The organism is Pantoea sp. OVA07A (genome assembly GCF_019969975.1).
Classification (GTDB): domain Bacteria; phylum Pseudomonadota; class Gammaproteobacteria; order Enterobacterales; family Enterobacteriaceae; genus Pantoea; species Pantoea agglomerans.
The window spans coordinates 329,775-354,627 of record NZ_JAHXYM010000005.1 but is presented as its reverse complement, the minus strand read 5'-3'; the positions used below and the strand labels follow the sequence as shown (position 1 = coordinate 354,627).

Genomic DNA, 24,853 nt, shown 5'->3' with positions numbered 1-24,853 from the left:
AATGGCTAATATGTTCGCCCTGATTCTGGCGATAGCGACGCTGATTACTGGCATCGTATGGGTAATTGATCGTTTTAAATGGGCACCCGCGCGTCGCGCGAAACAGGCTGAGGCTCAGGCCCAGACCGGTAACGCGCTCGACAGCAAAACGCTGGCGAAGGTCGCTGCAAAGCCAGGCTGGGTTGAAACCACCGCATCTGTGTTCCCGGTGCTGGCTGTGGTTTTCATCGTGCGTTCGTTTATCTACGAACCGTTCCAGATTCCCTCTGGCTCGATGATGCCGACACTGCTGATTGGTGACTTTATCCTGGTGGAGAAGTTTGCTTACGGCATCAAGGATCCGATCACCCAGACGACGCTGATCCCAACCGGTCAGCCGAAGCGCGGCGATATCGCGGTATTTAAATACCCGAAAGATCCGAGCCTGGATTATATTAAGCGCGTTATCGGCCTGCCGGGCGACAAAGTCATTTATGATCCTTACAGCAAAACGCTGACGGTGAAACCGACCTGCTCCGATGATAAAGCCTGTGACACAGCGTTAGCGGTAACTTACACCGACGTTGAGCCAAGCAACTTTGTTCAGACCTTTAGCGGCTTTGATGGCAACGAAACCGGCAACGGTTTTTATCAGGTGCCGCAGGGCGATACCCTGCGCGGTGGTTTGCGCCTGGGAACCCGCAAAGAGACAATCGGTAACGTGACGCATGACATTCTGCTGGTAAACGAAGCGCAGAGTCAGGCAGGCATGTATTATCAGCAGCCGGGTCAGCCGCAGGCGAGCTGGGTCGTGCCGAAAGGGCAATACTTCATGATGGGCGACAACCGTGATAACAGCGCCGACAGCCGCTACTGGGGCTTTGTCCCGGAGCGTAATCTGGTCGGTAAAGCGGTCGCTATCTGGATGAGCTTTGAGAAACAAGAAGGCCAGTGGCCAACCGGCGTGCGATTCAGTCGCATCGGTGGTATCCACTAACATTATTGTCTGATTAACAGGCAAATCGGGTGGCCTCCTCAGGGAGGCCACTGCACACCAAACGGAACGTGTTGGATTACCAGCCCCGTTTGGTATGCAGAGTCACAGACGCAACAAAGAACTGGAATCGCATGAACCCCATCCTGATTAACAAGCTTCAGCGCAAACTGGGCTACACTTTTACTCATTCGGAACTGTTACAGCAGGCCCTGACTCACCGCAGCGCCAGCAGTAAGCACAACGAACGCCTGGAATTTCTTGGCGATTCTATTCTTAGCTATGTGATTGCTAATGCCCTTTATCACCGCTTCCCGCGGGTTGATGAAGGTGACATGAGCCGCATGCGCGCCACGCTGGTACGGGGCAACACGCTGGCTGAAATGGCACGCGAATTTGATCTTGGCGAGTGCCTGCGCCTGGGACCCGGTGAGCTGAAAAGCGGCGGTTTCCGTCGTGAATCGATCCTGGCGGATACGGTGGAAGCGCTGATTGGCGGTATCTTCCTCGACAGCAGTATCGAGCGGGTAGAGCAGCTGATCCTCGACTGGTATCAGACCCGCCTCGACGAAATCAGTCCTGGCGACAAACAAAAAGATCCGAAAACGCGCCTGCAGGAGTATCTGCAGGGGCGTCATCTGCCGCTGCCAAGTTATCTGGTGGTACAGGTACGTGGCGAAGCCCACGATCAGGAATTCACCATTCACTGTCAGGTGAGTGGCATGGCCGAGCCGGTTGTCGGCGTCGGCTCCAGCCGTCGTAAAGCTGAGCAGGCAGCGGCTGAACAGGCACTGATAAAATTAGGTCTTGAATAGATCTGTCGGGATGATAGTGCCGGAACCGGCACTGACCATTAACCTGACACTCTATCCCGGCGTCAGAAGACGCTGAATGACACATGACTCAAATAGCACTCTTTCGGCGCCGCATCAGGCGCTGAACAATTCAGGACTCGAATGAGCGAAAACGTTACTTATTGCGGCTTTGTCGCGATTGTTGGCCGACCAAACGTCGGTAAATCCACCTTACTGAACCAGTTGCTGGGGCAGAAGGTGTCGATCACCTCGCGTAAGCCGCAAACCACGCGCCACCGCATCATGGGCATTCATACCGAAGGCGAATATCAGGCGATCTACGTCGATACCCCAGGTCTGCACATGGAAGAGAAGCGCGCCATTAACCGTCTGATGAACCGCGCAGCCAGCAGTTCCATTGGCGACGTAGAACTGGTGATCTTCGTGGTTGAAGGCACCCGCTGGACGCCCGATGATGAGATGGTGTTGGGCAAACTGCGCGACAATAAAGTGCCGGTGGTGCTGGCGATCAATAAGGTCGATAACATCCAGGATAAAAGCATTCTGCTGCCGCATCTGCAGTTCCTGAGCCAGCAGATGAACTTCCTCGATATCGTGCCTATTTCCGCTGAGAGCGGCAAAAACGTCGATACCATTGCGGCGATTACCCGCAAGCATCTGCCGCAGGCCGATCATCACTTCCCGGAAGATTACATCACCGACCGCTCACAGCGTTTCATAGCGTCAGAGATGATCCGTGAAAAACTGATGCGCTTCCTGGGTGCTGAACTGCCTTACTCCGTTACGGTTGAGATCGAGCGCTTCGTGACCAACGAACGTGGCGGTTACGACATTCACGGTCTGATTCTGGTTGAGCGCGAAGGGCAGAAGAAGATGGTGATTGGCAACAAAGGTGCCAAAATCAAAGTCATCGGAACAGAAGCGCGCAGAGACATGGAAGAGATGTTCGAAGCGAAAGTGCATCTCGAACTGTGGGTGAAAGTGAAATCCGGCTGGGCAGATGACGAACGTGCGCTGCGCAGCCTGGGTTATACAGACGATCTCTGATTCAATGGAAGGCTGGCAACGCGCCTTTGTGCTGCATAGTCGCCCCTTCAGCGAAACCAGTCTGCTGCTCGACCTGTTCAGCGAAAGTGAAGGGCGGGTGCGGGTTCTGGCCAAGGGCGCACGTTCGCGGCGCTCGCAGCTGAAGGGGGCGTTACAGCCTTTTACCCCGCTGCTGGTTCGCTGGAGCGGGCGCGGGGAAGTCAAAACCCTGCGCAATGCCGAAGCGGTGTCGCTGGCCTTACCGCTCAGCGGCATCACGCTCTACTGCGGTCTCTACGTCAATGAGCTGGTCTCTCGCGTATTGCAGCAGGAATTCCCCTTCTCAGAACTCTTCTTCGACTATCTCAACTGCCTTCAGGCATTAGCCTCAACGCACGGCAAGCCCGAACCGGCGCTGCGACGTTTTGAACTGGCGCTGCTCGGTCACCTGGGTTATGGCGTCGATTTCCTGCACTGCGCCGGCAGCGGCGAGCCGGTCAGCGACAACATGACGTACAGCTACCGCGAAGAGCGCGGCTTTATTGCCAGCCTGGTGGTCAATCAGCGCAGCTTTACCGGCCGCGAATTGCGCGCCCTGTGCGAGCGAGAGTTTCCCGATGCCGACACTCTGCGCGCCGCGAAGCGGTTTACCCGCATCGCCCTGAAGCCCTATCTTGGTGGCAAGCCGCTGAAGAGTCAGGAGCTGTTCCGCCAGTTTATCCCGAAGAAAAAGCCTGAACAGGCAGAAGAATAGCGCGGGTCGTACCGCCTGTTTCACTTTGCGCGGTACACTCAACATCACGATGAAAAAGAAGTGAGGATGGTCATGGCTGAGTTGCTGTTAGGCGTCAATATCGATCACATTGCCACGGTGCGTAACGCCCGTGGGACAAACTATCCCGATCCGGTGCAGGCGGCGTTTATCGCCGAGCAGGCGGGCGCAGACGGCATTACCGTGCACCTGCGCGAAGATCGCCGTCACATCACTGACCGCGACGTGCGTATCCTGCGTGACACCATCCAGACGCGGATGAATCTGGAGATGGCGGTCACAGATGAGATGATCGGCATCGCCTGTGATATCCAGCCCCACTTCTGCTGCCTGGTGCCGGAAAAGCGTCAGGAAGTGACCACTGAAGGCGGGCTGGATGTGGCGGGGCAGCAGGAGAAGATGAACGCGGCCGTACGACTGCTGAGTGACGCAGGCATTCTGGTTTCGCTGTTTATCGATGCCGATCACCGCCAGATTGAAGCGGCCGTGGCCAGCGGCGCGCCTTACATCGAAATTCATACCGGCGCTTACGCCGAAGCACCAGAGGGACTGGCGCGTGACGCTGAGCTGGCGCGTATCCGTCACGCCGCGACCTTTGCCGCCAGCCTGGGACTGAAGGTCAATGCCGGTCATGGTCTGACCTACCACAACGTGCTGCCGATTGCGGCGCTGCCGGAAATGCATGAGCTGAATATCGGCCATGCGATTATTGGCCGCGCGGTGATGAGTGGCCTGCCGGATGCGGTGAAAGAGATGAAGCAGCTGCTGCGTGAAGCCCGTCGCTGATGGCTATTCTGGGACTGGGTACGGACATCGTTGAGATTGAACGCATCGCCGGGGTAATAGAGCGCTCCGGCGACCGGCTGGCGCGGCGGGTGCTGAGCGAAGCCGAATGGCAGCAATATCAGGCGCACAAGCAGCCGGTGCGCTTTCTCTCTAAACGCTTTGCGGTAAAAGAGGCGGCAGCAAAAGCCTTTGGCACCGGTATTCGCGGTGGTCTGGCGTTTAATCAGTTTGAAGTTTACAACGATGCGCTGGGAAAACCGGGATTACGCTTCTTTCAGCATGCCGCTGAAGTGGCGGAGAGGCTGGGCGTTAAACACGTTCACGTGACGCTGGCCGATGAGCGTCACTACGCCTGCGCCACGGTGATCATTGAAAGCTAGCCGTGCAGCAGCACGAACTTCTCCCACAGCGCATCACGTGATTCGGTGTGCTGTGGGTCAATGATGATGGTGTTGTCGATGGGGCATACCTGCTGACAGGTTGGCGTCTCATAATGCCCGACACATTCCGTGCAGCGGCTGACATCAATCTCATAGATCGCATCGCCCAGTGAAATGGCCTGGTTCGGGCACTCCGGTTCACACATATCGCAGTTAATGCATCTGGACGTAATCAACAGCGCCATTTTACCCACCTGATAACAACAGAAAAAGCGCGGGTATTATACGCGCTGCAGCTGATCAGACCAGCTTTTTCACCAGCGCTTCGCTGTGGCGAATATGACTGGACGCGCGTTCCGGATCGTTTTGCACCAGCGCCATGAACAGCAGATCGGTCAGGGCCAGCTGCGCCGTGGTCGAGGAGATGGCCGCGCTGCGGGTACTCTGCTCTTCCGCCACCGTATAGAGACAGTAACTGGCGCTCTGCTGCAGCGTATTCGGCGTAAAGCCGGTAAACGCCACCACATCGGCGCCTACCTGAACCGCCTCCTGCGCGGCCAGATTGATCTCCCGTCGTTCACCGGTGTAAGAGATGGCGAGCAGCACATCGCCGGGCCCCATCGCCTGCACGCTGGCCAGCAGGGCGTGCATATCCTGCTCCGCCACCGCATTAATGCCGATCTTCATCAGTTTCCAGGAGAAGTCCTTCGCCACCAGACCCGAAGCGCCGATGCCCACCAGTAAAATACGCCGGGCATTTTTCAGCAGCTGCAACACATCGTTGAGTTTCTCTTCGCTGTTGATATCCAGCGTGGCGCGGATCGCCGAAAGTTTCTCCGTCAGCAGCTTCTCACCCACCATTTTAAGGGGATCGTCGCTGAGGATATGGTTATGCACGGTAATGGCATCCTTGTCCGCCAGTGACTCACTCAGGGCCAGCTTAAGCGCCGGAAAACCTTTGTATCCCAGTTTCTGAGCAAACTTCACCACGCTCGACTGGCTGACGCCAGACTCTTCCGCCAGCTTTTGCGAACTCAGGTGGCGCGCCCGATCGGGTTGCGACAGTAAAAAATCAGCCAGCCGACGCTCGTTCAATGCCAGACGTGGATAAAGCTGGCGAATGCGCAGCAATGAACTCATGCCCAATCCTCGTAATTCAGGGATAATCTGTGAAGAATAAACTATTCATCAGGCATTGTAGTCATCGGAATTAAAAATGACAGTCATCGCCGTAGCGCCTGATGATGGCTACACTACTCTTTATCATTCCAGAATCAGCCTGAAGGAGAGTTGTTTGACCAGGGGAACACAACGTCGCGTCGTATTTTTTGACCTGGATGGCACTTTGCACCAGCAGGACATGTTCGGCACTTTTATGCGCTATCTGCTGCGTCGCCGCCCGCTTAATCTGCTGCTGGTGGTGCCGTTATTGCCGGTAGTGGGTATCGGCTTGCTGTTTAAAGGCCGGGCGGCACGCTGGCCCATGAGCCTGCTGCTCTGGTCTATTACTTTTGGCCGTACTGAGCGGACGCTGCTGCAACTCGAAGCCGAATTTGCGCAGTGGTTTCGCCTGCGCGTCAAAGCCTTTCCGGTGGTTCAGCAGCGCCTGACCGATTACCTCGGCAGTGATGATGCTGACGTCTGGCTCATCACCGGATCGCCACAGTCTCTGGTGGAGCAGGTCTATTACGACTCCGCGTTTCTGCCACGCGTGAAGCTGATTGCCAGTCAGATGCAGCGCGGCTGGGGCGGGCGGGTACTGGCAATGCGCTGCCTCGGTCATGAGAAAGTGGCACAGCTGGAAGAGAAAATCGGCACGCCGCTACAGCTCTACAGCGGCTATAGCGACAGCAAACAGGACAACCCGCTGTTGTTTTTCTGTCAGCATCGCTGGCGCGTAACACCCGCAGGTGAGCTGCAACAGCTGGAATAAGTTTCTAAAGGATCGGTGAGACCGCTATAATGCGCCGCTTTTCTGTCGCCCGGAGTGGTCAGCATGAAACAACAAGATGAATACTGGATGCGCCATGCGCTTGACCTGGCGCGCCGGGCGTGGGAGCAGGGCGAAGTGCCGGTGGGTGCGGTGCTGGTTCAGAATGACCGGGTGATCGGTGAAGGCTGGAACCGGCCCATCGGCCAGCACGATCCGACGGCGCATGCGGAGATTATGGCGTTGCGGCAGGGCGGTAAAGTACTGGAAAATTATCGTCTGCTGGACACCACGCTCTACGTGACGCTGGAGCCGTGCGTGATGTGCGCCGGCGCCATGGTTCACAGCCGCATCAGCCGGCTGGTCTACGGTGCGCACGATATCAAAAGTGGAGCGGCAGGATCGCTGCTCGATGTGCTGGGGCACCCCGGCATGAATCATCAGGTTGAATTACAGAGCGGCGTGCTGGCTGAAGAGTGTGCCGCTATGCTGAGCGACTTCTTCCGTATGCGTCGCGAGCAGAAAAAAGCGCTGCGTCAGGCGCAACGCCAGGATTATTAATTCATGGCGATCTTTGGTTCGACCGCCGGATAGCCTTTGGCCAGTTCGGCCTGTGCTTGTTGTGCTTCAGCCTGCTGCGCCAGGCGTTTTTCCTGCTCCTGCAGATAACCCACCAGGCTTAACTGATATTTGCGGATGTTCTCCACATAGTTATAGGCTTCATGCCCACGGGCATAGCCATAAGCCGTCTGGGTGTAGTAACGCTTCTGGCTCAGCATGGGCAGACGCAGCTTCACATCCGCCCAGCTATCCGGATTACCCCCCTGGCGGGCAGTGAGTTTACGGACATCCAGCATATGGGCATAGCCCATGTTATAGGCCGCCAGCGCAAACCAGATGCGCTCATCTTCCGGGATGGTCTGCGGCACCTTCGCCATCATATCCTGCAGATACTGACTGCCGCCGCGAATGCTCTGTTCGGGATCCGTCCGGTCGCCCACATCCAGGCTCTCAGCGGTGTTACGGGTCAGCATCATCATGCCGCGCACGCCGGTAGGGGAGGTGGCCTGCGGGTTCCAGTGCGACTCCTGATAGGAGATTGCCGCCAGCAGTCGCCAGTCAATGCTGGTGGCGTACTTCTCAAACAGCGGTTTGATGTCAGGCAGCGTGTTGTCGATGGCGCGCAGGAAAGTGCGGGTATCGACATAATCAAAGGTGCCGACGTGGCCGAGATATTTCTCCTCCAGTCGCGCCATCGCCCCTTCTTCACCCATACCGTTAAAGAAGTCGAGCATCGCGGCATTCAGGCTGTCGTCATCGCTGTGCCGCACATACCATGTGACCGGCTCTTCATCAGTGACGTCAAACGCCACCGCCAGCTGCGGATAGATGCGCTGCAGCAGAGCGATGGTCACGGAGTCGCCAATCGTATAGTCGAGCTTGCCGTCTGCCACCGCTTCCAGCAGGGCTTTAGGACTTTGATCGGTGGAGATCGCCCAGTCCAGATCGGGGTACTGATTTGACCGCGCGCTCTTCAGCGTTGACAGATACGCCGATCCTGACGCAACAGTCAGCCGCCCCTTTAAGTCACCGAGGTTTTTAGGGCGCGGCTTATCCACGCGATAGACCAGCTGCTGCGAAACGTTGTAGTAGCCTGGCCCGGTCTGATAGCGGGTCAGGCGTTCGCTGTTGTAGTTCAGACCCGCGGCCAGCAAATCGGCTTTGCCATCATCTAAATCGTCAAACAGATCGCTCAGGTTGGGACGTACTGTCACCTTGAGTTTGACGCCCAGATAATCGGCGAAGCGTTTTGCCAGCTCATAATCCATACCGGCCGGAGATTGGTTCACTGTGTAGTAAGTCAACGGGGAATTGATGGTACTGACACGCAGTACTCCCCGTGATTTAATCTGTGAAATCTGGTCCTGCCCACCCCCATACCAGGGAATGGATGGCCATAGCGCTAACGCTAACAGCACGGCAACCAGACCGATAAACAGATAATTAAATTTTAGGCGTTTCAAATAGTTATCTCTCGCTGGCTCTAAGGCCTCTGTCTTTTAAAGGCAGTATTTGTCTTCTTTGAACTCCCAGAGCGAGGGGCATTTTGCGCAACAAAATCACGCTGAGCAACTTTTATAGCAGCTTTTGCGCAAAATTCAGGCAAATCCGGGTCGCCAAAAATTGTGCGCAAACGGTTTCGTCGCGAGGTCGCTTTCTCTATAATACGCCCCGTTTTCCCTGTTGCGCCCAATGAAGCGTCGCCCGGCGCCCTGACGAGAGATTTATTAATGGAAATTCTGCGTGGTTCGCCCGCCCTGTCGGCATTTCGTGTAAACAAACTGCTGACCCGCTTTCAGGACGCTCATCTGCCGGTGAGTGATATTTACGCTGAGTACATCCATTTTGCTGATGTCAGCACGCCCTTAAGCGCTGACGAACAGAGCCGTCTGCAGCGCCTGCTGAAATATGGTCCCTCTCTCGCTGAACATGCCCCACAGGGGCGTCTGCTGCTGGTGACGCCTCGTCCCGGCACCATTTCGCCCTGGTCATCCAAAGCCACTGACATTGCCCACAACTGCGGTCTGCCGCAGGTCCGTCGCCTGGAGCGCGGCCTGGCCTTTTATGTACAGGCCCCACAACTGACGGAAGCGCAGTGGCAAACGCTGGGCACACTGCTGCACGATCGGATGATGGAAACGGTCTTCGGCGATCTGGCGCAGGCTGAACAGCTGTTCGCGCATCACACGCCACAGCCGGTGAAAAGTGTCGATCTGCTGGGTGAGGGCCGTCAGGCGCTGGTTCAGGCGAATATCTCACTGGGTCTGGCGCTGGCTGACGATGAAATCGACTATCTGGTGGCGGCGTTTACCGCATTGGGCCGCAATCCCAACGACATTGAACTCTATATGTTTGCGCAGGCGAACTCTGAGCACTGTCGTCACAAGATCTTCAACGCCGACTGGATTATCGACGGCGAGAAACAGCCAAAGTCGCTGTTTAAGATGATTAAAAACACCATGGAGCAGACGCCGGACTACGTGCTCTCTGCTTACAAAGATAACGCCGCCGTGATGGAAGGCTCAGAGGTTGGCCGCTTCTTTGCTGACGCCGGAGAGAGCGAATACCGCTGGCATCAGGAAGCCGCACACATCCTGATGAAGGTGGAAACCCATAACCACCCGACGGCCATCTCGCCGTGGCCTGGTGCTGCGACCGGTTCCGGTGGTGAAATTCGTGATGAAGGCGCAACCGGAAGGGGTTCAAAGCCAAAAGCGGGCCTCGTCGGTTTCTCCGTATCGAACCTGCGTATCCCTGGCTATGAACAGCCGTGGGAAGAGGACTTCGGCAAACCGGCCCGCATCGTCAGCGCGCTGGAAATTATGACCGATGGCCCGCTGGGCGGCGCTGCATTTAACAATGAATTTGGTCGTCCGGCTCTGAATGGTTACTTCCGTACCTATGAAGAGCAGGTCACCAGCCACAACGGCACTGAGCTGCGTGGCTACCATAAGCCCATTATGCTGGCGGGCGGCATCGGGAATATCCGTGCCGATCACGTGCAGAAAGGTGAAATCACCGTAGGCGCGAAGCTGGTGGTGCTGGGCGGTCCGGCAATGAATATCGGCCTGGGCGGCGGCGCGGCCTCATCAATGGCCTCGGGCCAGTCTGATGCCGATCTCGACTTTGCCTCGGTACAGCGTGATAACCCGGAGATGGAGCGCCGTTGTCAGGAAGTGATCGACCGCTGCTGGCAGCTGGGCGATGCGAACCCGATTCTGTTTATCCACGACGTGGGCGCTGGCGGTCTCTCCAATGCGATGCCGGAGCTGGTCAGCGATGGCGGTCGTGGCGGCCGGTTTAACCTGCGTGACATCCTGAGTGATGAGCCAGGCATGAGTCCGCTGGAGGTCTGGTGTAACGAATCACAGGAACGTTATGTGATGGCAGTGGCACCCGATCAGCTGGCGCAGTTTGAGGCAATTTGTCAGCGCGAACGCGCACCGTTCGCGGTCATTGGTGAAGCTACCGAAGAGCTGCACCTGAGCCTGGAAGATAGTCATTTCGGTAATAAGCCGATCGATATGCCACTTGATGTCCTGCTGGGCAAAACGCCGAAGATGACGCGGGATGTGGTGACGCAGCAGACGCAGGGCACTGCCCTGCAGCGTGACGGCATTACGCTGGTCGATGCGGTGAACCGCGTGCTGCATCTGCCTGCCGTGGCGGAAAAAACCTTCCTGATCACCATCGGTGACCGCAGCGTGACCGGCATGGTGGCGCGCGACCAGATGGTGGGACCGTGGCAGATCCCGGTTGCCAACTGTGCGGTGACTACCGCCAGCCTCGACAGCTACCACGGCGAAGCGTTTGCACTGGGCGAACGTTCACCGGTTGCACTGCTGGACTTCGCGGCCTCGGGTCGTCTGGCCGTCGGTGAAGCCCTGACCAACCTGGCGGCTACCCATATTGGTTCGCTGAAGCGTGTGAAGCTTTCCGCAAACTGGATGTCCGCAGCCGGTCATCCGGGTGAAGATGCCGGTTTATATGCGGCGGTGAAAGCGGTCGGCGAAGAGCTTTGCCCGGCGCTGGGGATCACCATCCCGGTCGGTAAAGATTCGATGTCGATGAAAACACGCTGGCAGGAAGGCAGCGAACAGCGCGAAATGACCTCACCGCTGTCGCTGGTGATTACCGCTTTTGCCCGCGTCGAAGATGTCCGTCGCACCGTCACGCCACAACTGCAGGCCGATCAGGATAACCTGCTGCTGCTGATCGATCTGGGCAACGGCGCGAATACGCTGGGCGCAACCGCGCTGTCGCAGGTTTACCGTCAGCTTGGCGACAAACCTGCCGACGTGCGCGATGCCGCTCAGCTGGCGGGCTTCTTCAATGCCATCCAGGCGCTGGTGGCTGAGCAGAAACTGCTGGCTTATCACGATCGCTCCGACGGTGGTCTGCTGGTGACGCTGGCCGAGATGGCGTTTGCTGGTCACTGCGGCATCGACGTTGACATCGCCTCGCTGGGTAACGATGCGCTGGCTGCCCTGTTTACCGAGGAGCTGGGCGCGGTGATTCAGATCAACGCCGCCGATCGCGCCGTGGTTGAGCAGATCCTGGCGGATCACGGCCTTGCCGACTCGACGCATCTGCTGGGCAGCGCGCAGCCGGGCGATCGCTTTGTGATCCGTTCTGGTGACAGCGCGGTCTACAGTGAAAGCCGCAACACGTTGCGTACCTGGTGGGCGGAAACCACCTGGCAGATGCAGCGTCTGCGCGACAACCCGGCGTGTGCCGATCAGGAGCATGAAGCGAAGAAAAACGACAGCGATCCTGGCCTGAACGTTAATCTGACCTTTAATCCGCAGGAAGATGTTGCTGCCCCGATGATCGCCACTGGCGCACGTCCAAGGGTCGCGGTGCTGCGTGAGCAGGGCGTGAACTCCCATGTAGAGATGGCCGCCGCCTTTGATCGGGCAGGTTTCACCGCCATTGACGTTCATATGAGCGATCTGCTGGCCGGACGTCGCGGTCTGGAAGAGTTCCAGGCGCTGGTCGCCTGTGGCGGCTTCTCCTACGGCGATGTGCTGGGTGCCGGTGAGGGCTGGGCGAAATCGATTCTGTTTAATCCGCGCGTGCGTGACGAGTTCGAAACCTTCTTCCATCGTCCGCAAACCCTGGCGCTGGGCGTCTGCAACGGCTGCCAGATGATGTCTAATCTGCGTGAACTGATCCCAGGCAGCGATCTCTGGCCGCGCTTTGTGCGTAACCAGTCTGAGCGCTTTGAAGCGCGCTTCAGTCTGGTAGAAGTGGCTGCCAGTCCCTCGCTGTTGCTGGACGGCATGGCCGGTTCGCATATGCCTATCGCCGTTTCGCACGGTGAAGGCTTTGTTGAAGTGCGTGATGCTACGCATCTGGCGGCGCTGGAGTCGAAAGGGCTGGTGGCACTGCGCTTTGTCGATAACTTCGGCAAGGTGACAGAAACCTATCCGGCTAACCCGAATGGCTCACCAAACGGCATCACTGCCGTGACTAATGAAAGTGGTCGCGTCACTATCATGATGCCGCATCCGGAGCGGGTGTTCCGCACCGTCAGCAACTCCTGGCATCCGGCAGAATGGGGCGAAGACAGCCCGTGGATGCGTATTTTCCGCAATGCGCGCAAACAGCTGGGTTAATGTAATCCGCTGAAAAGAGCAGGAGGCCAGTGTGCCTCCTGTTCTTTTTTGTGACTCTGTTGGCAAATGGCGACAATGAGCAGGTCGTACTGTCTCTTTTTGGCGACATCTATCTCGTTGATTTTTAATGAACGCCTCTCCGGCGCGATTTCATGTCGCTCAGCGGAGACAGTTTTCCCTTACTGTAATCAGATTTTGCGCAACAGTTGTCCGGTAAGCTTATTCAATCTGCTGAAAAATATAATGATTTATTTTCTGGCATGGAACTTGCTATACTCATGCAGCTGCTCATTCACCTGTTTATGATTGCCCCGCTTAGCGGAGAAGAGCTCATAAAGCCCGAATGACGCACCAAACGGAGCCTGCCGTCCAACTGACCGATAATCGCTTGCGTTATCAAACACCGGACGTAACGTTGAGTAAGGCTCCACCCATTTTTACGCGATGCATCACGCGTCGTGCCAGCGGCAGGCCATTGAGCCTGCCGTTTTCTTTTGTTCCCCTTTCTTCCGCCGACACCTTTCTTCCGCTGACAGAGTCCGTTAGCATCCAGACAGCAAATCTTAAGGAAGCGGCTGCGTGAAAAAATGGCGTTTATTTCCCCGTTCTCTGCGTCAGCTGGTGCTGATGGCGTTTGTACTGGTGCTGCTGCCGTTGCTGGTGCTGGCCTGGCAGGCGTGGGAAAGTCTCTCTGCGTTAAGCGAACAGGCAGCGGATACCAACCGCAATACCTTCACCGATGTTCGCAGAAGTGAGGCGATGGCACGAACGGCGGTTGAGCTGGAGCGCAGCTATCGCCAGTACTGCGTGCTGGATGATGCCTCGCTGGCGCGCCTTTATCAGACCCAGCACACCCGCTACAGCCAGATGCTGAGTTCGCACAGCGCCAGCCTGCCCGAGCTGCCCGCATTCCAGACTTTACAGGCGACGTTGCCGCTGCTGACACCGTTAAAGTGCGATAACGGTAATCCGGTTACGCCTGCCGCAGAGGCGCTGGATCGTTTTTCTGCCACCAATGCGCAGATGGTGCAGGACACGCGCGAAGTGGTGTTTTCGCGCGGCCTTCAGCTGCAGCGCGAAATTGCCGATCGCGGCCAGTTTTTTGGCTGGCAGGCGCTGATTCTGTTTATCATCAGTCTGGCGTTGATGACGCTGTTTACCGGCATGATTATCGGGCCGGTCAAGCGTATTGAGCGGATGATCAACCGGCTTGGCGAAGGCCGGGAACTGGGTAACAGCGTGACATTTCGCGGCCCGCGCGAGTTACGCTCGCTGGGACAGCGCATCGTCTGGCTCAGCGAACGGCTTCAGTGGCTGGAATCGCAGCGCCATGAATTCCTGCGCCATCTTTCTCACGAACTCAAAACACCGCTGGCCAGCCTGCGTGAAGGCACCGAACTGCTGGCGGACGAGGTAGCCGGGTCGCTGAACGCCGATCAAAAAGAGGTGGTCACTATCCTCGACGGCAGCAGCCGTCATCTGCAGCGGCTGATTGAACAGCTGCTTGATTACAACCGTAAACTGGCAGATGGCCCGATCCAGCTGGAACCGGTCAGCGTGGCGGAAATTGTGGAGGGGGTAGTGAATGCACACGCACTCTCGGCGCGCGCCAAACTCATGCAGACGGTTGTCAATCTGGAGGTCAGTCACTGCCTTGCCGAACCGATGTTACTGATGCGGGTCATCGATAATCTCTATTCGAACGCCGTGAACTACGGCAGCGAATCCGGTACCATCTGGCTGCGCAGTCAGCAGCAGGGCGATCGGGTCTGGATTGATGTCGCGAACAGCGGTACGCCGATCCCGCCGGAAGAGCAGGCAATGATTTTCGAACCTTTTTTCCAGGGTAGCCAGCAGCGCAAAGGGCCGGTAAAAGGCAGCGGGCTGGGATTGAGTATTGCCAAAGATTGCCTGCGCCGGATGCATGGCGACCTGACGCTGGTCTCCTGCGAGCAGGCTGACGTCTGTTTTCGAATTGAACTGAACACCACAGCCGGGAATGTCTGACTGATGAAATATTTACCCGTTTTACTGTTGAGCACACTGATCACGCTGCTGCTCAGCGGATGTACGACCTCCCCGGCCACCTCATCCCTGCCGTCAGGCCATCAGGTAGCGGAACCCGAGGTCAGCGTGGCTGATTACCTGGCGACCCGCTGCAGTGACCTGTGGACGATAGAGAATAGTGCGGCACTGAGTAATCCCCTCTACTGGATGCGGGCCATCGATTGCGCTGAACGCCTTTCCCCCGCCGAGGCCCGAGCCGAAGCCCACCGCTGGCCGGTTGAGAGCTGGTCGCGCGCTTTCAAGCAGGGCGTGCTGATGTCGAACGGCAACGTGACGCCAGTGGAGCGTCGTCGCTATGTTGAAACCCTGGATCGCTACAGCGGCGATTTCCCGCAGTCTGTGCGTCCGCTGCTCCAGTTGTGGCGCAGTAATCAGGCCGCGCAGCTCGACCTGAGTGAAGCGCGCACCCGTTATGTTCATCTGCAACAGAGCAGCGATACCCAGCTGGAGGCGATACGCCAGCAGATGGTTAAACAGCAGCAGCAGCTCAGCGACACGCAGCATAAGCTGGAGCGGCTTACTGATATTGAGCGCCAGCTTTCATCGCGGAAAGCCCCGGATGTGTCTGACAGCGGCCATGGCACTGCGCTGCCGCAGGATGAGGAGCAATAATGGTCAGACAAGCGGCAAAACTGCTGCTGGTGGATGACGATCCCAGCCTGCTAAAGCTGCTGGGCATGCGTCTTCGCAGCGAAGGTTATCAGGTCACCACCGCGGCCAGCGGACCCGAAGCGTTGCGTCTGCTGCAGAAAGAAAAAATCGAGCTGGTGATCAGCGATCTGCGGATGGATGAGATGGATGGTCTGGCGCTGTTTGGCGAGATCCAGAAACGCCACACCGGTCTGCCAGTGATTATCCTGACGGCACACGGTTCTATCCCGGACGCAGTTTCCGCCACGCAGCAGGGCGTGTTCAGCTTCCTGACTAAACCGGTGGATAAAGATGCGCTTTACAAAGCGATCGATGAAGCACTGGCTCAGCAGGCGCCGGTCAGCGATGACCGCTGGCGGGAAGCGATCGTCACCCGCAGCCCGCTGATGTTGCGGCTGCTGGAGCAGGCACATATGGTGGCGCAGTCGGACGTCAGCGTGCTGATTAACGGGCAGAGCGGTACCGGTAAAGAGATGCTGGCACAGGCGATTCACGCCGCCAGCCCGCGAAACGGCAAGCCCTTTGTCGCCATTAACTGTGGCGCACTGCCGGAGCAGTTGCTGGAGTCAGAGCTGTTCGGGCATGCCAAAGGGGCCTTTACCGGCGCAGTCAGTGCCCGTGACGGTCTGTTTAAAACCGCAGGTGGCGGCACGCTGTTCCTGGATGAGATTGGCGATATGCCGCAACCGCTACAGGTTAAGTTGCTGCGGGTGTTGCAGGAGCGTAAGGTCAGGCCGCTGGGCAGCGATCATGATATTGAGATTGACGTGCGCATTATTTCAGCCACGCATCGCGATCTGCCGAAGGCGATGGAGAAAAAGGAGTTTCGCGAGGATCTCTTCTATCGTCTTAATGTGGTGAACCTGAAGATTCCGGCGTTGCATCAGCGCACTGAAGATATTCCGCTGCTGGCTAATCATCTGCTGCGACAGGCGGCGGAACGGCATAAACCGCAGATCCGCAGTTTTTCCGTTGATGCGATGAAGCGGTTGATGGCGGCCAGCTGGCCGGGCAACGTGCGTCAGCTGGTTAACGTGATTGAACAATGTGTAGCGCTGAGCTCATCGCCGGTCATCAGCGATGCGCTGGTGGAGCAGGCGTTGAGCGGTGAGAACAGCGCTTTGCCGACCTTTGCAGAGGCGCGCAATCAGTTTGAGCTGAACTATCTGCGTAAGCTGTTGCAGATGACCAAAGGCAATGTAACCAATGCCGCACGTCTGGCTGGACGCAACCGCACGGAGTTCTATAAGCTGCTGTCTCGTCATGAGCTGGATGCCAGTGATTTCAAAGAGTAGCGGAGGCTGCGGAGTGATACCGGCAGGTTGCCTGCTCAGGCCCGAATCAGAATGGGTGCGGTCAGCATAATCTGGCAGCGCTTGCGGCAACCTGAAGAATCCCGGATATTACCGCCCGACAGCGCCAGCAACATTTATACTTGATAAACCCTCTGACCATGGAGGGAGTGAAAAAGGGTCTGACATGAAAAAGATTGATGCGATTATCAAACCATTCAAACTCGATGATGTCCGTGAAGCCTTAGCGGAAGTCGGCATCACCGGGATGACCGTGAGTGAAGTAAAGGGTTTTGGCCGCCAGAAAGGGCACACCGAGCTTTACCGCGGCGCAGAGTATATGGTCGACTTTTTACCTAAAGTGAAAATCGAGATGGTGGTGGGCGACGATATCGTTGATACCTGCGTCGAGACCATTATGCGCACTGCGCAGACCGGCAAAATCGGTGACGGTAAAATCTTTGTCTTCGACGTGGCGCGCGTGGTGCGCATCCGAACTGGCGAAGAGGATGAAGAGGCGATCTGATTATATCTTTATCAGCTCTTTATCAGCATAAAGAAGCCCGCGCTGCGGGCTTTTTTATGCCTGAGAAACCTGATACGGATGATTGTGCGATCGTGCCTGCTCAGGGAACACGGTCAGATCGGAAAGACGCAAAACCCGCCATCCATGGCACGCTCGGCCCGCGCCGTCCTGGCGCGGGACGCTTTCCTCTTCTGCCCGTGTTCCCTTCGCTTTAGGCTAATTCGTTGCTGCCAGATTTACATCCCTTTGTGCGGGCCGAAAAGTTCGTAATGAATGCGTGTATCTGCCACGCTGGCATCACGCAGTTGCGCCACCACATGCTGCATAAAGGGCAGCGGACCGCAGAGGTAGAAGTGGGTGTCGGGTGAGGCGAGACGTGCGGAGATCGCGGTGATATCCATCAGACCCTGCGCGTCATAGCGACCGGCATCTTCAGCGGCGGGATCGCGATACCAGACCTGACTGACGAAATCGGTGAGCTGCGCGCCCGTTGCTATCACTTCCGGGCCAAATGCATGCTGTTTGCCGTTCTCTGCTGCGTGCAGCCAGCTGACCGGCGCGCGGTGCTGACGGGCCGCCAGGGCATGCAGCATCGCCAGCATCGGCGTCTGACCCACGCCCGCGGATATCAGCGCCACCGGGGTTGCAGCATCGACCTCAAGGAAGAAGTCGCCATGCGGTGCGGCCAGCATCAGCTCATCACCCACTTTGCCATTCTGATGCAGCCAGCCGGAGACGGTGCCCTGCGCTTCACGTTTCACCGCAATCCGGTAATCTTTGCCATTACTGAGGTGAGTAAGCGAGTACTGGCGAATCTGGTGATGTTCGAAACTGGCGGGCTGCAGATGCACCGTCAGATACTGACCCGGTTTAAAGGCCGCTACCGGGCCGCCATCTACCGGACTGAAGGTAAAGCTTTTAATCACCTCGCTCTGCTGCTCAACAGCACTGATGCGAAACGCACGAGTGCCGCGCCAGCCACCGGTTTGCTGCTCCGTCGCCTGATAAATCTCCTCTTCGCGATTAATGAACACATCTGCCAGTACGCCATAGGCCCGGCCCCAGGCTGCCAGCGCCTCTTCACCCGGATTCAGCAGCTCTTTAATGGTTGCCAGCAGATTTTCACCGACGATGGCGTATTGCGCAGGCTGAATATTCAGGCTGGTATGTTTCTGTGCAATCTTTTCCACCGCAGGCAGCAGCACGGCCAGGTTCTCCAGATTCGCGCCATAGGCGCAAATGGCGTTGAACAGCGCTTCACGCTGATCGCCATTGCGCTGGTTGTTCATATTGAAAACATTTTTGAGTTCAGGATGGTGCGACAGCATACGGTCATAGAAGTGTGCGGTAAGCGCAGGACCACAGGCGGCGATGGCAGGCAGGGTCGATTTAACCGTGGCGATAGTGTGTGCATCAAGCATAAAAGCGGCCTCTCATTTAAAGATGTATTTTAAATGCATCTTATAGCCGTCTCGCCTGTGGTGTAAATAACCCGATAAATTTCCCGGTTGTCAAAGTGGCAACTTTTTGGTGCATCCTGAGAAACCGCCGTCACATCCTGAAGAAAAATTGTGGCGTCTGACAGGGTGAAAAGGTGTAAAAAAGCCCTGCCAGTAGCCAGCCAATCGTTTGCGTAAAAAGAGGAGGTTCACCCTACCTTCACCTGTTAAAACGGTTTACACTGTGGGCCTTCGCCCCTGAAGGGGGGTAAATACCGTCAGAAAGTTAGCTGAGTCAGGAGATCCGGATGTTAAAGCGTGATATGAACATTGCCGATTACGATGCCGAGTTGTGGCAGGCGATGGAGCAGGAGACAGTGCGTCAGGAAGAGCACATTGAACTGATTGCTTCTGAAAACTACACCAGCCCGCGTGTTATGCAGGCACAAGGTTCTCAGCTCACCAATAAATACGCTGAAGGCTATCCGGGCAAACGCTACTACGGCGGCTGTGAGTACGTTGATATCGTTGAGCAACTGGCGATCGATCGCGCAAAAGAACTGTTTGGTGCCGATTACGCTAACGTGCAGCCACACTCAGGTTCACAGGCTAACTTTGCGGTTTACACCGCGCTGCTGCAGCCGGGCGATACTATTCTGGGGATGAACCTGGCGCACGGTGGACACCTGACTCACGGCTCACCGGTTAACCTGTCGGGCAAACTCTATAACGTTGTGGCTTACGGTATCGATGAGACCGGTAAAATTGACTACGACGAACTGGCTGAACTGGCGAAGACGCACAAGCCAAAAATGATCGTTGGCGGATTCTCAGCTTACTCCGGCGTTTGCGACTGGGCGAAAATGCGCGAAATCGCGGATAGCGTAGGTGCATGGCTGTTTGTGGACATGGCACACGTTGCCGGCCTGATTGCTGCAGACGTTTACCCGAGTCCGATCCCGCATGCGCACATCGTGACCTCTACCACTCACAAAACGCTGGCGGGTCCGCGCGGTGGTATCATTCTGGCGAAAAACGGCGACGAAGATTTCTATAAGAAACTGAACTCTGCTGTCTTCCCTGGCGGTCAGGGCGGTCCTCTGATGCACGTTATCGCTGGTAAAGCGGTTGCGTTCAAAGAGGCGATGGAGCCGGAATTCAAAACCTACCAGCAGCAGGTGGCAAAAAACGCCAAAGCGATGGTTGAGGTGCTGATTGAGCGTGGCTATGACATCGTTTCTGGCGGCACGTATAACCATCTGTTCCTGATCGATCTGGTGAGCAAAAACCTGACCGGTAAAGAAGCGGATGCGGCGCTGGGCCGTGCCAACATCACGGTTAACAAAAACAGCGTACCTAACGATCCGAAAAGCCCGTTTGTGACTTCTGGTATCCGTATCGGTACGCCAGCTGTTACCCGTCGTGGCTTCAATGAAGCGGACGTGCGTGAGCTGGCTGGCTGGATCGCGGATGTGCTGGATAACGTCAATGACGAAGCGACCATTGAGCGCACCAAAAAGAAAGTGCTGGAAATCTGCAGCCGTCTGCCGGTCTACGCTTAATCGTTAACCTGTTGTGAGACAGCATACAAAGGATGGCATCAGCCATCCTTTTTTATTGCCTGTCCTGCGGCGCTCTGCCAGAGTAGCGCCCACTCATGCTGCCAGGCAGCACTCTTGCTGGAGGGAATATGGCAATCGGCTCCGCCAGATGGCTCGGATTGGGCTACTTCACTTACTTCTTCTGTTACGGCATTTATCTGCCATTCTGGGGCGTGTGGCTGAAAGGCACCGGTCTCGATGCTGAAAAGATTGGCCTGTTGCTCGGCTGTGGCATGGTGGCACGCTTTGTCGGCAGTCTGCTTATCGCCTCTCAGGTCAAAAATCCTTCAAGGTTGATTACGGCGCTGCGTCTGCTGGCGCTGATGACCTGCCTGTTCGCCGCCGGTTTCTGGGTGGGTGAGCAGTGGATGTGGCTGCTGGCCGTGATGATCGGCTTTAACCTCTTTTTCTCGCCGCTGGTCCCACTTAGCGATGCGCTGGCCGCCACCTGGACACAGCAGATAGGGCTGGCGTACGGGCCGGTCAGGCTGTGGGGTTCGCTGGCCTTTGTGATCAGCTCGGCGTTAACCGGCGTGCTGGTCAGTGCTTACTCTTCAAACGCCATTTTGCTGCTGCTCTCCGTCGGCGTCATCTCTATGCTGGCAGGTATGATGCTGACACCCGCCACCCAGCCACAGGGTAATGAACGGCAGGGCGCGGCGGGCGGCGGCTGGCAGGTGTGGCGTGAATTGCTGCGTGAGAATGCGGTATGGCGATTTATGCTCTGCGTAACACTGCTGCAGGGTGCGCACGCCGCCTATTACGGCTTCAGTGCTATCTGGTGGCAGGGGAGTGGCTATTCCGCCTCCACGGTGGGTTATCTCTGGTCGCTGGGCGTGGTGGCCGAAATCGTCGTGTTTGCCCTGAGCAACCGGTTGTTCCGCCGCTGGAGCGCGCGCGATCTGCTGCTGCTTTCGGGCATTTGTGCGTTAATCCGCTGGAGCCTGATGGGTGCTACTACCGCGCTGCCGCTGCTGATTGTGGCGCAAATCCTCCACTGTGGCAGCTTCACCGTCTGTCATCTGGCGGCGATGCGTTTTATTGCGGCGCGTCAGGGAGCGGAAGTGATCCGTCTGCAGTCGCTCTATTCCGCGCTGGCGATGGGGGGTGGCATTGCGATAATGACCATGATCTGCGGCGTGCTGTTCGCTCATCTGCAGGGGCATCTGTTCTGGGTGATGGCACTGGTGGCGCTGCCCGCGCTATTTCTGCGTCCCGGCTACGACTCCAGTAAATAACGAATCCGCTGCTGATGGTGTAACGTCAGCGGCAGTTCCGCATGCACCAGCGGCGGGGAGAAGAGTGGCAGCGAGGTGGGGTAGGGCGAAATGATGATGTCCACATCCCGCGGTGCGCCATCCCGCTGAAACTGTTTCACGTCCTGATAGGTAATATTGATCGGCAGCAGCGTGATCTCCCGGATCTGCTGCTCCACATCCTGCTCCAGATCGGTATCGTCACCCGTCAGAATCAGCACCTGCTTCTCCTGCAACGCATTCTCCTGCATCAGCCAGGCACCAAAAATAACGGTGATTAAGCTCACCTCTTCCGGGCTGAACGCAATCCCATATTGCTGCTCAAACGCCTGCAGCGCCTGCTGAGTGGTGCGCAACAGGCGGGGATAGAGGCGGCTGACATCCAGCGCCACGCTGTTGTCGATGCCGATAGTGAAGTGGGTGCGATCCAGCGCCTGCGCCAGATGAGGATAGAGCTGGTTAAGCAGCTCGTCGCGATCAGCAAAAGTAATGTCGGCACACCGTTCAAAGTCATTAATCAACTGCTGCGTCGCAGCCATTAACTGCTGCTCAGCAGGATGTGCAATCGCATCCACGACAGGCGTATGTATCTGGCTGAACAGCAGTGTCCAGAAGTCGGTTTCACTGACGGGCGGCGCAAGGTGGCAGCGTTTGCGCCAGTGGTGAATCACATCCTCAGCGGCCTGCCGCTCAGCCTTCTGCTGCAGCCAGTGACACTGCGCTTCACTGAACAGCACCGGCTGGCGCTGGCACAATCCATATTTCATGAAAATCTGCAGAAAAAGCCGGTCGCGTTCGCTGAAATCGCGCTTCAGACGCAGGCTACAGTGCTGGATCAGCGCCTGTAAATTGGTCTCATCCCACAGCGCCTTCTCAATCTTCATCACCTTCAGGCGCTGACGCAGGGGAGCTGCAAAATGGTCGCAGACGAAATCCTGCGATAAACGCAAACTGCGTCGCAGGTTGTGCAGCAGACAGAGGCGCCGATCCAACTCTGTGCCATGAAGACGAAAGCTGCCATCCACCATCTGATGCAATTCCAGCTGGTGATATCGCTGTATCTCAAGGCCCACATCCGCGATATCCTGTCGGGCAACAGCAGGATCGACGCCATTCAGCTGGCAGACTTTTTCAAGCGTAAGCACGGGTGTCGGCAGAAACAGCAGCAATAAAAGATGGCACTGACGCTGTGAGCGGGTGAAGAGTGGTGCCAAAGGGGTAGCAGAACTCATCAATCAGGTTTCCAGCAGGCTATTTTGAGCTAAGAATAGTCAACCCCGTCAGCGCCTGCGCGGTTTACGCGGTTTATTTGCCGGAGGTTTAAGGCGGGTCACAAAATTTTGTTACTTATAGATTCTTTTCATCGGGAACGTTACTTTATAACATTATGAAACGCACACTCTTTGCCCTCTTGATGGTATTAAGTCCGGCTGTAATGGCACATCCTCACAGCTTCATCGATATGAAAACCGAACTGGTGGCGCAGGATGACACCTTTACCGGATTAAAGATGACCTGGACCATGGATGAGATTACCTCCGCCGATCTGCTTTACGACGCGGGCGAGGCGAAACCAGGCAGCGTGGTGTGGAAGAAGCTGGCGGCAGGCGTGATGGCGAACGTGCTGGGCCAGCACTACTTTTCTGAAATCTGGCACAACCAACAGCGGGTAAAGTTTTTGAATCTGCCAACCGAATACAACCTGTCACGTAACGGCCATAAAGCGGTGCTGGAATTTATTCTGCCGCTGGCGGAACCCCCGAAGCTGACCGGGCAGCGCTTTGAGATCCTGACTTTTGATCCCACCTATTTCGTCGATATGTTCTATGACAATCCCGGTGCGTTAACGCTGCCGACGGCGCTGCAGGCGCGCTGCAAGTTCGCGCTGAACACGCCAAAGCCCAATGATTCACTGAAGCAGTATGCGCTGTCGCTGGATAAAGCCGACGCGCCTGCAGAGGAGATGGATTTAGGCCGCCAGTTTGCCCAGACGGTGATACTGACATGTCAGTAATCTCCACTCCGTTACGGGCTTCCCGCCTCTGGCCGCTGTGGCTGATGGCGGGCGTGCTGCTGAGCAGCGCATTGCTGGTCTGGCTCTACTGGCCGCAGATTCTGATGCAGAGCATACTGTGGCAAAAAGATCTGCATCGGCAGATGACTCAGCTGCTACAGCAGGTTGCGGAACAGCCCCACCAGGCAGGCATTTCGCTGGTGATATTCAGCCTGCTGTATGGCGTACTGCACGCGCTGGGGCCGGGCCATGGCAAAGTGGTGATCGCGACCTTTCTGGCAACCCATCCCACCAGAGTGAAAACCAGTATCAGGCTGACGCTGCTCGCCTCACTGCTGCAGGGTTCGGTGGCGATTGTCCTGGTGACGGTGATGCTGTTGCTGCTGAAAACGTCATCGCGACAGCTGCATCTCAGCAGTTTCTGGCTGGAGAAGGGCAGTTATCTGCTGGTGATCGGGCTGGGCGTGATGATCGGTTATCGGGCGCTGCGTTCGCTGTGGCGGACATTGCGTCCGCGTCCGGCCCCGGTATTTCGCGCCTTCAAATCTCACCATCAGCATGACGATCAGTGCGGATGCGGACACGCACATCTTCCGACACCGCAGCAGATGAGCGGCAATCTCAGCGTGAAAACCCAGCTGCTGGTGGTGGTGTCGATGGGATTACGTCCCTGTTCCGGCGCGATTATGATGCTGCTGTTTGCCAAAGTGATTGGTGTCTATGGCTGGGGGGTTATCTCTGCTGCGGTGATGGCGCTGGGCACGGCACTGACCATTTCGGCGATTGGCCTGCTGGTTCAGCAGGCGCGCACGGTGGCGCAACGGCTGGCACAGCCTGGCGTTACCGCAGGCATGACGCGACTGCTGATCCCCGCGCTGGCCTTAACCGGCAGTCTGATTTTAATCGTAGCGGGTATCGCGCTATGGCAGTCAGCGCAGATGACGCTGGGTGGCGGAATTCGACCTTTCTGAATAAAAGCGCAGCGGAAATAAAATTGCCGCTGCGCTCTTCTCTTCGTTAATTATCTCTGAATTCATCTCTTTATTTTTTTCTCTGGCTGGTTTAGTGGTGAAATGACTATTCCCTGTCTACGCTGATAATACCAAAACGGCATTCCGCCGTCGGGATGATAAAAGATCAAGACCG

At 56.7% G+C, this 24,853-nt stretch carries 22 protein-coding genes; 17 read left to right on the top strand and 5 right to left on the bottom strand.

Annotation, left to right across the window (positions count from 1 at the left end; translation table 11 throughout):
• The first annotated feature begins 1 nt into the window (after position 1).
• The 6 genes from lepB (at position 2) to acpS (ending at position 4,752) form a co-directional block, all read left to right on the top strand.
• Positions 2–976: a signal peptidase I gene (gene lepB, locus LC417_RS17450; RefSeq protein WP_010257658.1), complete on the top strand. Its 975-nt coding sequence runs from the start codon at positions 2–4 to the stop codon at positions 974–976.
• A 131-nt stretch (positions 977–1,107) separates the two neighbouring features.
• On the top strand, positions 1,108–1,788 hold the full coding sequence (rnc, locus tag LC417_RS17445) for a ribonuclease III (protein WP_010257656.1): 681 nt from the start codon (positions 1,108–1,110) through the stop codon (positions 1,786–1,788).
• A gap of 141 nt (positions 1,789–1,929) precedes the next feature.
• Positions 1,930–2,835: a GTPase Era gene (gene era / locus LC417_RS17440; protein ID WP_223566188.1), complete on the top strand. Its 906-nt coding sequence runs from the start codon at positions 1,930–1,932 to the stop codon at positions 2,833–2,835.
• Between the two features lie 4 nt (positions 2,836–2,839).
• A complete protein-coding gene (gene recO / locus LC417_RS17435; RefSeq protein WP_010257651.1) occupies positions 2,840–3,568 on the top strand; it encodes a DNA repair protein RecO in 729 nt (242 codons plus the stop codon).
• Between the two features lie 72 nt (positions 3,569–3,640).
• Positions 3,641–4,372 (top strand): pyridoxine 5'-phosphate synthase, encoded by a 732-nt coding sequence (pdxJ, locus tag LC417_RS17430; protein ID WP_010257647.1) that lies wholly within the window; start codon positions 3,641–3,643, stop codon positions 4,370–4,372.
• Positions 4,372–4,752, top strand: coding sequence for a holo-ACP synthase (acpS, locus tag LC417_RS17425; protein ID WP_010257645.1), 381 nt, complete (start codon positions 4,372–4,374; stop codon positions 4,750–4,752). Before pdxJ ends, acpS begins: the two co-directional genes overlap by 1 nt.
• Here acpS and LC417_RS17420 read toward each other — a convergent pair.
• The gene (locus LC417_RS17420) at positions 4,749–4,997 is read right to left on the bottom strand and encodes a YfhL family 4Fe-4S dicluster ferredoxin (protein WP_010671305.1); all 249 of its coding nucleotides are present in this window, start codon (positions 4,995–4,997) and stop codon (positions 4,749–4,751) included. The two genes, acpS and LC417_RS17420, sit on opposite strands and share 4 nt — an antisense overlap.
• Before the next feature lie 55 nt (positions 4,998–5,052).
• Positions 5,053–5,892, bottom strand: coding sequence for a MurR/RpiR family transcriptional regulator (locus LC417_RS17415; protein ID WP_010257643.1), 840 nt, complete (start codon positions 5,890–5,892; stop codon positions 5,053–5,055).
• A 154-nt stretch (positions 5,893–6,046) separates the two neighbouring features.
• Between LC417_RS17415 and yfhb the strand changes: the two genes are divergently transcribed.
• Positions 6,047–6,685 (top strand): phosphatidylglycerophosphatase C, encoded by a 639-nt coding sequence (gene yfhb, locus LC417_RS17410; RefSeq protein WP_223566187.1) that lies wholly within the window; start codon positions 6,047–6,049, stop codon positions 6,683–6,685.
• Between the two features lie 63 nt (positions 6,686–6,748).
• Positions 6,749–7,243, top strand: a complete 495-nt coding sequence (tadA, locus tag LC417_RS17405; RefSeq protein WP_022624112.1) for a tRNA adenosine(34) deaminase TadA — start codon at positions 6,749–6,751, stop codon at positions 7,241–7,243.
• On the opposite strand, the gene mltF is transcribed toward tadA, so the two are convergent.
• A complete protein-coding gene (gene mltF / locus LC417_RS17400) occupies positions 7,240–8,706 on the bottom strand; it encodes a membrane-bound lytic murein transglycosylase MltF (RefSeq protein WP_033758659.1) in 1,467 nt (488 codons plus the stop codon). The genes tadA and mltF overlap by 4 nt on opposite strands.
• A gap of 267 nt (positions 8,707–8,973) precedes the next feature.
• Here mltF and purL point away from each other — a divergent pair, with 267 nt between their 5' ends.
• From purL to glnB, 5 genes are all read left to right on the top strand, one after another.
• Positions 8,974–12,861, top strand: a complete 3,888-nt coding sequence (purL, locus tag LC417_RS17395; protein WP_223566186.1) for a phosphoribosylformylglycinamidine synthase — start codon at positions 8,974–8,976, stop codon at positions 12,859–12,861.
• Between the two features lie 579 nt (positions 12,862–13,440).
• Positions 13,441–14,868 (top strand): HAMP domain-containing sensor histidine kinase, encoded by a 1,428-nt coding sequence (locus tag LC417_RS17390; RefSeq protein ID WP_089415030.1) that lies wholly within the window; start codon positions 13,441–13,443, stop codon positions 14,866–14,868.
• A 3-nt stretch (positions 14,869–14,871) separates the two neighbouring features.
• Positions 14,872–15,540 carry a two-component system QseEF-associated lipoprotein QseG gene (gene qseG / locus LC417_RS17385; protein ID WP_033769680.1) on the top strand — a complete coding sequence of 223 codons (669 nt, stop codon included), beginning with the start codon at positions 14,872–14,874 and terminating at the stop codon, positions 15,538–15,540.
• Positions 15,540–16,874: a two-component system response regulator GlrR gene (glrR, locus tag LC417_RS17380; protein WP_010257627.1), complete on the top strand. Its 1,335-nt coding sequence runs from the start codon at positions 15,540–15,542 to the stop codon at positions 16,872–16,874. The genes qseG and glrR overlap by 1 nt, the downstream gene beginning before the upstream one ends.
• Before the next feature lie 184 nt (positions 16,875–17,058).
• Positions 17,059–17,397, top strand: coding sequence for a nitrogen regulatory protein P-II (gene glnB, locus LC417_RS17375; protein WP_003848647.1), 339 nt, complete (start codon positions 17,059–17,061; stop codon positions 17,395–17,397).
• A gap of 236 nt (positions 17,398–17,633) precedes the next feature.
• Here the strand turns inward: glnB and hmpA are convergent, their stop codons facing one another.
• Positions 17,634–18,818: an NO-inducible flavohemoprotein gene (hmpA, locus tag LC417_RS17370; RefSeq protein WP_124890208.1), complete on the bottom strand. Its 1,185-nt coding sequence runs from the start codon at positions 18,816–18,818 to the stop codon at positions 17,634–17,636.
• Positions 18,819–19,144: 326 nt separating this feature from the next.
• Here hmpA and glyA point away from each other — a divergent pair, with 326 nt between their 5' ends.
• The gene (gene glyA, locus LC417_RS17365) at positions 19,145–20,398 is read left to right on the top strand and encodes a serine hydroxymethyltransferase (RefSeq protein WP_010257616.1); all 1,254 of its coding nucleotides are present in this window, start codon (positions 19,145–19,147) and stop codon (positions 20,396–20,398) included.
• Between the two features lie 128 nt (positions 20,399–20,526).
• The gene (locus LC417_RS17360) at positions 20,527–21,675 is read left to right on the top strand and encodes a 3-phenylpropionate MFS transporter (RefSeq protein WP_223566185.1); all 1,149 of its coding nucleotides are present in this window, start codon (positions 20,527–20,529) and stop codon (positions 21,673–21,675) included.
• Here the strand turns inward: LC417_RS17360 and csiE are convergent.
• Positions 21,657–22,925 (bottom strand): stationary phase inducible protein CsiE, encoded by a 1,269-nt coding sequence (gene csiE / locus LC417_RS17355; RefSeq protein ID WP_010671313.1) that lies wholly within the window; start codon positions 22,923–22,925, stop codon positions 21,657–21,659. The two genes, LC417_RS17360 and csiE, sit on opposite strands and share 19 nt — an antisense overlap.
• Positions 22,926–23,080: 155 nt before the next feature.
• On the opposite strand from csiE, the gene LC417_RS17350 reads away from it, so the two are divergent.
• The gene (locus tag LC417_RS17350) at positions 23,081–23,707 is read left to right on the top strand and encodes a DUF1007 family protein (RefSeq protein ID WP_010257608.1); all 627 of its coding nucleotides are present in this window, start codon (positions 23,081–23,083) and stop codon (positions 23,705–23,707) included.
• Positions 23,698–24,678, top strand: coding sequence for a nickel/cobalt transporter (locus tag LC417_RS17345; protein WP_223566184.1), 981 nt, complete (start codon positions 23,698–23,700; stop codon positions 24,676–24,678). Before LC417_RS17350 ends, LC417_RS17345 begins: the two co-directional genes overlap by 10 nt.
• The last annotated feature ends 175 nt before the right edge of the window (positions 24,679–24,853 follow it).